The sequence below is a fragment of the Mycobacterium sp. genome, assembly GCF_040398885.1.
GTDB lineage: Bacteria > Actinomycetota > Actinomycetes > Mycobacteriales > Mycobacteriaceae > Mycobacterium.
The window spans coordinates 1-9,113 of the sequence record NZ_JBBATF010000130.1 but is presented as its reverse complement, the minus strand read 5'-3'; the positions used below and the strand labels follow the sequence as shown (position 1 = coordinate 9,113).

Annotated in this window: 9 protein-coding genes; 3 read left to right on the top strand and 6 right to left on the bottom strand. The window is 69.1% G+C overall.

What is annotated here, in order from left to right; translation table 11 throughout:
* Nucleotides 1–74: 74 nt before the first annotated feature.
* Nucleotides 75–1,355, bottom strand: a complete 1,281-nt coding sequence (locus ADBZ5U_RS12165) for a M18 family aminopeptidase (protein ID WP_526265774.1) — start codon at nt 1,353–1,355, stop codon at nt 75–77.
* 85 nt (nt 1,356–1,440) lie between these two features.
* On the opposite strand from ADBZ5U_RS12165, the gene ADBZ5U_RS12160 reads away from it, so the two are divergent.
* Nucleotides 1,441–2,898: an HNH endonuclease signature motif containing protein gene (locus ADBZ5U_RS12160; RefSeq protein ID WP_526265772.1), complete on the top strand. Its 1,458-nt coding sequence runs from the start codon at nt 1,441–1,443 to the stop codon at nt 2,896–2,898.
* 13 nt (nt 2,899–2,911) lie between these two features.
* Here the strand turns inward: ADBZ5U_RS12160 and purQ are convergent, their stop codons facing one another.
* The 3 genes from purQ to ADBZ5U_RS12145 are packed head-to-tail and all read right to left on the bottom strand — an operon-like array spanning nt 2,912 to nt 4,561.
* Nucleotides 2,912–3,583: a phosphoribosylformylglycinamidine synthase subunit PurQ gene (purQ, locus tag ADBZ5U_RS12155; RefSeq protein ID WP_526265776.1), complete on the bottom strand. Its 672-nt coding sequence runs from the start codon at nt 3,581–3,583 to the stop codon at nt 2,912–2,914.
* Nucleotides 3,584–3,615: 32 nt separating this feature from the next.
* On the bottom strand, nt 3,616–3,855 hold the full coding sequence (gene purS / locus ADBZ5U_RS12150; RefSeq protein ID WP_526265770.1) for a phosphoribosylformylglycinamidine synthase subunit PurS: 240 nt from the start codon (nt 3,853–3,855) through the stop codon (nt 3,616–3,618).
* A 49-nt stretch (nt 3,856–3,904) separates the two neighbouring features.
* Nucleotides 3,905–4,561, bottom strand: a complete 657-nt coding sequence (locus tag ADBZ5U_RS12145; RefSeq protein WP_526265768.1) for an ATPase — start codon at nt 4,559–4,561, stop codon at nt 3,905–3,907.
* Between the two features lie 34 nt (nt 4,562–4,595).
* Between ADBZ5U_RS12145 and ADBZ5U_RS12140 the strand changes: the two genes are divergently transcribed.
* Complete coding sequence (locus ADBZ5U_RS12140; protein ID WP_526265766.1) at nt 4,596–5,252, top strand: MBL fold metallo-hydrolase; 657 nt, start codon at nt 4,596–4,598, stop codon at nt 5,250–5,252.
* A complete protein-coding gene (locus tag ADBZ5U_RS12135) occupies nt 5,249–6,049 on the top strand; it encodes an SDR family oxidoreductase (protein WP_526265764.1) in 801 nt (266 codons plus the stop codon). The genes ADBZ5U_RS12140 and ADBZ5U_RS12135 overlap by 4 nt, the downstream gene beginning before the upstream one ends.
* Here the strand turns inward: ADBZ5U_RS12135 and ADBZ5U_RS12130 are convergent.
* Both ADBZ5U_RS12130 and ADBZ5U_RS12125 read right to left on the bottom strand, forming a co-directional pair.
* On the bottom strand, nt 6,046–8,157 hold the full coding sequence (locus ADBZ5U_RS12130; RefSeq protein WP_526265762.1) for a S9 family peptidase: 2,112 nt from the start codon (nt 8,155–8,157) through the stop codon (nt 6,046–6,048). The two genes, ADBZ5U_RS12135 and ADBZ5U_RS12130, sit on opposite strands and share 4 nt — an antisense overlap.
* Complete coding sequence (locus ADBZ5U_RS12125) at nt 8,154–9,047, bottom strand: phosphoribosylaminoimidazolesuccinocarboxamide synthase (protein WP_526265760.1); 894 nt, start codon at nt 9,045–9,047, stop codon at nt 8,154–8,156. The genes ADBZ5U_RS12130 and ADBZ5U_RS12125 overlap by 4 nt, the downstream gene beginning before the upstream one ends.
* Nucleotides 9,048–9,113 lie beyond the last annotated feature (66 nt).

Below are 9,113 nucleotides of genomic sequence, written 5' to 3'. Positions count from 1 at the left end.
GACCACCTCGGCCCACCACTGCGCCAGCCGCCGCGGATCGGTGCAATCAACGGTGATCATCTCGACGCGCAGGCTCATCGGGGCTCCAGAAACGCCTGCAGCGCAGCGCTGTAGGCCGGTACGTCGGCCGCGCCCATCAGTTCGCGGGCCGAGTGCATCGCCAGTTGCGGTGCGCCGACGTCGACGGTGGGGATACCGGTGCGCGCCGCGGTCATCGGCCCGATGGTGGACCCGCACGGCAGGTCGGCGCGATGCTCATAGCGCTGCAACGGGACCCCGGCCTGGCGGCAGGCCAGTTCGAATGCCGCCGCGGTCCTGCCGTCCGTGGCGTAGCGCAGGTTCGGCTGGACCTTGAGCACCGGTCCGCCGTTGACACGGATCAGATGCCCGGGTTCGTGGCGCTCCGGGTAGTTGGGGTGGGTGGCGTGCGCCATGTCGCCGGAGGCGACCATCGAGGCCGTCGTCAACCGCAGGAAGTCCTCGCGGTCCCCGCCGGCCGCCAGCACGATGCGCTCGAGGGCGGTCAGCAGGAACTCCGACTGGGCGCCGTGGTCGGACGTGGAGCCGACCTCCTCGTGGTCGAACAGTGCCAGGACTTGGACGTGATCCCCGGGATCGGCGTCCAACAGCGCCTCCAGGCCCGCGTAGCAGGTGCCCTGGTTGTCCAGGCGCGGTGCGCTGACGAGATCCTCGTCCGCGCCGATCAGCCGGGACGGTTCCAGGACGTGCGTCATCAGATCGGCGGACAACAGATCCTCGGGTGCGATCCCGGCCCGCCGCGCGACCCACTGGTGCAGCGACCGGGGCCGCTCGCCGGCACCCCAGACCGCATTGACGTGCCGTTGCGGACTGAGGGCCACACTGTTGCGGTCCTCGGCCAGGTGGATGGCCAGTTGCGGCACCCGCAGCAACGGCTCGTCGAATCGGACCAGCCGGTGCTCAAGCCGGCCGCCCTTGTCCCGCAACGAGATTCGACCGCTCAGGCCCAGATCGCGGTCCAGCCACGAGTTCAGCCACGCCCCGCCGTAGGGCTGCAGCGCCACCACCTGCCAGCCGGCCACCGCCAGGTCGGGGTGCTGCTTGACCCGCAGGTTGGGGCTGTCGGTGTGACCGGCGACGATCCGGAACGGCATGGGCGTCGGGCTCTGCCACGCCCCGGACTGCCAGGCGATCAGCGACCCGGCCCGCACCGTGAAGAACCGGCCCGCCGCCGCGCCGTCCCAGCGGTCGGTCTCGGAAAGTTCGGTGTAACCGGCCTCGCCCAGGCGTTCGGCCACCGTGGCGCAGACGTGGAACGGCGAGGGCGAGGCGTCGATGAACTCGCACAGGCCTTGTGCGCCGGCTCGTGTGGACATGGTGATCATCATTGCCGACGCGGACCGGTCTGCCGGGCTTACTGTCGGCGCAATTCCGTCGGACGGGCGTGACAGAATCGAACCTATGTTCGACCAGATGTTCAGCGGGGCCGATGACGCCGCCGTGGTGGCTGCCATCGGCGAGTGGAACGCCGCCGAGTCGGCCGCCGCGGCGCACAAACTCGCCGCTGTCGCGGAACTGACCCGCCGTCGCTGCGCGGAAGGAGAACGTGCGGACTGGGCCTGCGACGACTGGGATTCCGCGGCCGCCGAGGTGTCCGCAGTGCTCGGCGTCAGCCACTCCCGCGCGTCGAGGCAAATGGATCTGGCCATGTCGATCACCGGTCTGCCCGCGATAGCGGCGCTTTTCCTCGCCGGGCGCCTGAGCGCCCGTGTGGTCGATGCGGTCACATGGCGAACGGCTCTGGTCACCGACGGCGAGACCAAGGCCCGACTCGACCAGGCGCTGGCGGAAGAAGCCGGCGGCTGGGATGCGCTCTCGCAGTACAAGCTGGAACAGGCGATCGATGTCTGGGTGGACCGGATCGACCCAGCCGCCCTGCGGCGCACCCGCGCCAGTGCCCGCAGCCGAGACGTGTCCATCGGGGCGTCCAACCACGAGAGCGGCACCGCGTCACTGTGGGGACGGCTGTTGGCCACAGATGCCGCCGTGCTTGAGCGCCGGCTCACCGAGATGGCCCACGGCGTCTGCGACGACGATCCCCGCACCATCGCCCAGCGCCGCGCCGACGCGCTCGGCGCTTTGGCCGCTGGCTCTCAGCACCTGCACTGCCAGTGCGACAACGAGGGCTGCCCGGCCGCAGCGACCGACGGCCGCGCCGCCGGCGTGGTCATCCACGTGCTGGCGGACGAGGACTGCCTTACCGCCGAACCGGATCCGCAGATGTCCGGCGAGCCTGCCAACGCCGAGGATCCAGTGTCATCGGCACCGGGGTCGGCGGCACTCGTCGGCGGCGGTGTGGTGCCGACACCGCTACTCGCGGCGTTGATTCGATCCGGCGCCAGGGTGCGCCACCTGCGTCGGCCGCCGGACGCCGCCGAACCGCAGTACCGGCCGTCGACCGCGCTGGACGAATTCATCCGTCTCCGCGACCTCACCTGCCGTTTTCCCAACTGCGACAGGCCGGCCGAGTTCTGCGACATCGACCATGCGATCCCATGGCCCTTCGGGCCGACGCATCCGTCCAATCTCCGCGCGGAGTGCCGAAAACACCACCTGCTCAAGACCTTTTGGACGGGTCCGGACGGCTGGAGCGATGTGCAGTATCCCGACGGCACGATCGTGTGGACCTCGCCGACCGGGCAGACGTACACGACCCGCCCTGGCAGCCGGCTGCTGTTCCCCCGATGGAACACCACGACCGCGACGCTGCCGGAGCTGTCCGCCCCGGAACACGACCGCGGGCTGATGATGCCGACCAGGCGGCGAACCCGCGCGGCCGACCGTGCCCGGCGCATCACCTGCGAGCGTGCGCTCAATGACGCTCACGTCGCCGAGCGGAACCGGCCGCCGCCGTTCTGACGAATCGGACCGCCTAAACGAGGACCGCGTCCAGCGCCGAGTAGAACAGCCCCAACCCGTCGTCGGACGGCCCGGTCAACGGCTCGGTGGCGTGCTCTGGGTGCGGCATCAGGCCGACCACGCGGCCGTTGGCCGAAGCGACACCGGCGATGTCGCGCATCGACCCGTTCGGGTTGTCGGCGTACCGGAACACCACTCGCCCCTCGCCCTCCAGTTCGTCGAGCACCGATTCGCTTGCGACGTAACGGCCTTCGCCGGACTTCAGCGGCACCAGCAGTTCGGCGCCCCATTCGTAGCGGGAGGTCCACGCGCTGGTGACCGAGTCGACCTTCAGCCAGACGTCGCGGCAGATGAAGTGCAGGCCCGCGTTACGGGCCAGCGCCCCGGGCAGCAGACCCGCCTCGCAGAGGATCTGAAAACCGTTGCAGATGCCCAACACCGGCATACCCCGACCGGCGGCTGCGATGACCTCGGTCATGACCGGCGCGAACTTCGCGATCGCACCGCAGCGCAGGTAGTCGCCGTAGGAGAAGCCGCCGGGCACCACGACGGCGTCGACACCTTTGAGGTCGTGGTCGCCGTGCCACAGGCTCACCGCCTCGGCTCCCGCCAGTCGGACCGCGCGGGCGGCGTCGACGTCGTCGAGGGTCCCGGGGAAGGTGATGACCCCGACCCGGGCGCTGATGCGCGATCCGCCTTCGGCTTCCCGTTGGCCGGTCATGCCGGGTCCCGGGTGACGGCCCAGTCTTCGATTACCGTGTTGGCCAGCAGCGATTCGGCGATCTCGGCCAGTTCGTCGTCGGTCACCGTGTCGTCGACCTCCAACTCGAAACGTTTGCCCTGCCGGACCTCGGCGATTCCGGGATGGCCGAGCCTGCCGAGCGCCCCGACGATGGCCTGGCCCTGGGGGTCGAGGATCTCGGCCTTCGGCATCACGGTCACAACTACCCGGGGCACGCAGGCTCCTTATGTCGACGGTTGGTGCGCCGCTGATCCTACCGGCGGTCTAGGGACAGGAGCCGATGTAGGCGGTGCACAGCGGCGCGCCCAGCGCATCGAGGACGTCGGTGTCGGTCACCGCGGGCCACGGAGTCCGGGCCGGCGCCCGGGACCACAGCGCGAGTTCGGTGACGGTGCTGTTGACCGGATCGGCCAGCAGGTACTCGTGCAGGACCACCGGACCGCTGATGGCCGCCGCCACCCGGTCCGGCTGGTCGACGACGAGCGAGGCGGAGGCGGTGGGGTTGGTGGACTGACAGGCTTTGAGCGCCGCGACCGCGGCCTGCAGCGTCTCCTGGGCGAGCCGCCCGGCCCACCAGGTCTCCCCCGGCCAGTGCAACACCTGGGCATGCAGCTGCCACTGACCGGCGGGATTCGAGACCTCCGCGCGTTCGGCGATGGCGAAGCGGCGGGGATCATCGGGGATCACAGGGCTGCCGCACACCTCCTCGAGCTTCAACCGGGGCGCCCTCGCCGTCACCGCCAGCCCGGCCAACGCCGGCCAGGAGTAGGTGGACTGCAGCGGGATGGCCGACGGTGCGATCCACGCGGTGTCCGGGATCCGGTTACAGGCTGGCGGGCAGGTGCCGGCCGGTTCGGCCGAAACCGGCGGGGCCGCGGCGATGCAGGAGGCCACCACCACTGTTGCGAGGACCATCCGCATCCGCAGCCTCCTGTGAGCGAGCACAATCGTATTCATGGAATTGACGCATTTCGGTCATTCATGCCTGCTCGCGGAATTCAGTGTCGCCGGTGGTGGTGCGCGGTTGCTGTTCGATCCCGGCAACTTCTCGCACGGTTTCGAGGGCATCACCGGACTCTCGGCGATCCTGATCACCCACCAGCATCCCGACCACGCCGACCCGCAACGGCTTCCCGCACTGCTTGAGGCCAACCCGCAGGCGGCCTTGTACGCAGACCCGCAGACCGCGGCGATGCTCGGCGGGGACTGGCGGGCGGTGCATGCCGGTGACGTACTCACCGTCGACGGCCTGACGATCCGTGGCGCCGGGGGCCGCCATGCGGTCATCCATCCGGAGATCCCGGTGATCGACAACATCTCCTATCTCGTCGGGGATGCCGAACATCCCGCCCGGCTCATGCATCCCGGTGACGCGCTCTTCGTACCCGGCGAGGAGGTGGAGGTGCTGGCCACCCCGGCGGCCGCGCCGTGGATGAAGATCTCCGAAGCCGTCGACTATCTGCGCGCGGTCACACCCCGTCACGCGGTGCCGATCCATCAGGGCATCATCGCGGCGCAGGCGCTTCCGATCTTCTACGGCCGTCTCACCGAGATGACCGACACCGACTTCCGGGTGCTGCCCGAGGAGAATTCGGTACGGTTTTCACGATGAGCGCAGCGGATCTGGAACGACTGTTCGGGCTGGGCGGCAAGACCGCGCTGGTCACCGGCGGCACCCGGGGCATCGGCCTGATGATCGCCCGCGGTCTGCTGCAGGCCGGCGCGTCGGTGGTGATCAGTTCGCGCAAGGCCGACGCCTGCGACGAGGCCGTCGCGGTGCTCTCGGAGTTCGGTGAGGTCCGCGGGGTGCCCGCCGATCTGGCGCGCCGGGACGAGTGCGAGCGACTTGCCGCCGACGTTCTGGCCCGAACCGATTCGCTGGACATCCTGGTGAACAATGCCGGCGCGACCTGGGGCGAGTCGCTGGAGAGCTTTCCCGCCGCGGCCTGGGACCGGGTGCTCGACCTCAACGTCAAGTCGCCGTTCTGGATGGTCCAGGAACTGCTGCCCGCACTGCGCAAGGCCGGCAGCCAGGACGATCCGGCCCGGATCATCAACATCGGCAGCATCGACGGCATCCAGGTCAGCCCGATGCCCACCTACTCATACTCGGCCAGCAAGGCCGCCATCCACCAGCTGACCCGGGTGCTGGCCAAAGAGCTTGGGCCACAGCACATCACCGTCAACGCCATCGCACCGGGGCCGTTCCCGTCGAAGATGATGGCGGCCACCCTGGAAGCGTTCGGCGAGGCGATCGCGGCTTCGGCGCCCCTGCGCCGGATCGGTCGCGACGACGATATGGCCGGCATCGCGGTGTTCCTGGCCAGCCGGGCCGGGTCGTACCTGAACGGCGCCGTCATCCCGGTCGACGGCGGCATCGCCACCACCGCCGGCGGTACCGGTCGCTAGCCGTCCGATGCCCTGCCGAACCGGCCGGGATCGGCGGTCGCCAGCAGCCAGGCGTACTGGAAGGCCGTCTCCTTCCAGCGTTCGTAGCGCCCGCTGATACCGCCGTGGCCCGCCGCCATCTGGGTGCGCAGCAGCACCGGATGCGGATCGGTCTTCGCATGCCGAAGTGCGGCAACCCATTTCGCCGGTTCGACGTAGAGGACCCGGGTGTCGTTGAGCGACGTCATCGCCAGGATCGCCGGGTAATCCCTGGCTCCGATGTTCTCGTACGGCGAGTAGGACTTCATGTAGAAGTAGACGTCGCGGTCCTCCATTGGATTGCCCCACTCGTCCCACTCGGTCACCGTCAACGGCAGCGACGGGTCGAGGATCGTGGTGAGCGGGTCGACGAAGGGAACCTGCGCAAGGATGCCGGCGAACAGATCGGGTGCCATATTGGCCACCGCGCCCATCAGCAACCCCCCGGCGCTGCCGCCGAGGGCGACCAGGTTGCGGGGCCGGGTCAGCCCGGCGTCGACGAGATGTCGGCCGGAGGCGATGAAGTCGGTGAAGGTGTTCTTCTTCTCCAGCAGTTTGCCGCGCTCGTACCACAGCCGGCCCATCTCGCCGCCGCCGCGGATATGAGCGACGGCGAACATCATACCGCGATCCAGTAGCGACAGCCGGGCGATGGAGAACCGCGGATCCTCGCTGGACTCGTAAGCCCCGTAGCCGTAAAGCACGGTGGGAACGGGAAACTCGGCGTCCTTGCGGTACATCAGCGAGATCGGGATCCGGGTTCCGTCCTCGGCGAGTGCCCAGTCTCGGCGCTCCACATAGTCCTCGCGCCGGTAGCCGCCGAGGACCGGCTGCTCACGCAGCAGCGTCCGCTCCCCGCTCTCCAGGTCGATGTCGTAGATCCGCATCGGGGTGAGGAACGACGTCGCGCCGATCCGGAGGCGCGGCGCGTCCCAGTTCGGATTCCCACCGAGCCCGCAGGCCATGAGTTCGGAGTCGAAGGTCACCTCCGCCGGAGTCCCGTAGCCCTGGGCCTCGATCGGCCACAGCTGCAGTCGGGGCAGCGCCTCCCGCCGATAGTGGACGACGACGTGACCTGCGAAGGCGTCGACGCCCTCCAGGCGCACGTCGTCGCGCGCCGGAATGAGGGTCAACTGGTCGGTGGGATCGGACACCGGCGCCTCGACGAGGGTGAAATTCGGCGCCCCGTCGTTGTGCAGGATCAAGAAGCGGTCCTGGCCGCCGACTACGACGTGGTCGACGATGTACTCGACGCCGTCGCGGCGAGGCAGGACGGTGGTGAACTCGGCTTGCGGGTCGGAGGCGTCGGCGACGCGGATCTCGGAGGTGATCGCCGATCCGGCGGCGATGACGATGAAGGCGTCGCTGCGGGTGCGGCCGACCCCCACCCAGAACCGTTCGTCCGGCTCGTTGAACACCTGCTCGTCGTTGCCGGTGCGGCCCAGTCGATGGCGCCACACGGTGTCAGGACGCCACGCCGCATCGACGGTCGTGTAATAGACGCAGGCGCTGTCGGTCGCCCACGTGACGCCGGCGGCGATGCCGGTGATCCGGTCCGGGTAGAGCTCGCCGGTCCGTAAGTCCTTGAACCGCAGGGTGTAACGCTCGTCGCCGGTGGTGTCCACCGAGTAGGCCAGGACGTCGCCGTCCGGGCTGACGCTGGCCGCACCCAGGGCGAAGTAGTCGTGGCCGTCGGCTTCGTCGTTCTCGTCGATCAGGATCTGTTCCTGCGGGATGTCCGTGTGCTCATCGAGAGCCGGCGGATCCCAGTCGTCCGGCCCGGATATCGGGCATCGGCAGTGCACGCCGTACTGCTTGCCCTCGAAGCTACGGCCGTAGTACCACCATTTCCCGCGGCGCAGCGGAACCGACAGGTCGGTCTCCTTGGTGCGCGCTTTGATCTCGTCGAAGATCTTCTGCCGTAACGGCTCCTGGTAGGCGGTCTCCTCCTCGACGTGCGCGTTCTCCGCCTCGAGGTGCGCGACGACCTCGGGGTCGGACTTCTCGCGCAGCCATTCGTAGGGGTCGAGGAAAACGTCGTCGTGGTGCACGCGCCTGGCCTCGACGCGCTTGGGAACCGGGGCGGTCACGCGCCGGCCCCGATCCAGTCGGCGAAGCGCAGACCCGAAATGCGTTCGTAGGCCTCGATATAGCGGGCGCGGGTCGCATCGACGACGGCGGCAGGCAGCGGCGGTGGCGGCTCTGTGCCGTGCCGGTCCCATCCGGACTCCGGCCCGGTGAGCCAGTTGCGGACGAACTGCTTGTCGAAGCTGGGCTGCACCCGGCCCTCGGTGTAGCCGTCGGCCGGCCAGTAGCGTGAGGAGTCCGGGGTGAAGACCTCGTCGGCCAGGACGAGTCGGCCCGAATCGTCCACGCCGAACTCGAATTTGGTGTCGGCGATGATGATCCCCTTCGACAGTGCGTGTTGGGCGGCTTGGCGGTAGGTGTTCAGGGTCGCCTCCCGCAACTGCCCGGCCCGCTCGGCGCCGATCATCTCCTCCACCCGCTCGAAGGAGATGTTCTCGTCGTGCGCGCCGGCTTCGGCTTTCGTCGCCGGGGTGAACAGCGGCTGGTCGAACCTGCTGGCCTCCACGAGTCCCGGCGGGAGTTCGATACCGCAGACCGCGCCCGTCCGCTGGTAGTCCAGCAGGCCCGAGCCGGTGAGGTAGCCGCGGGCGACGCATTCCACCGGAACCATGTCGAGCCGGCGGACCACCAACGCGCGGCCGAGCACCTCGGCGGGGATACGGGGGTCATCCGGCGGACCGGCCAGGTGATTCGGCGAGTCGACCAGGTCGAAGAAGAAGACGCTCATCGCGGTGAGGATTCGGCCCTTGTCCGGGACGGGGGTGTCCAGGATGAAGTCGAACGCCGAGATTCGGTCGGTGGCGACGAACAGCAGGTGGTCGTCGTCGATGCGGTAGAGCTCACGCACTTTTCCGCTGGCCAGGTGCTGATAGTCGGTCAGGGCGGGACGCACCGCGCCAGCCTATCGGCCGCCGACCGGCGTGCCTGTGCTGGGATCGGACCATGAAATCGCGTTTCC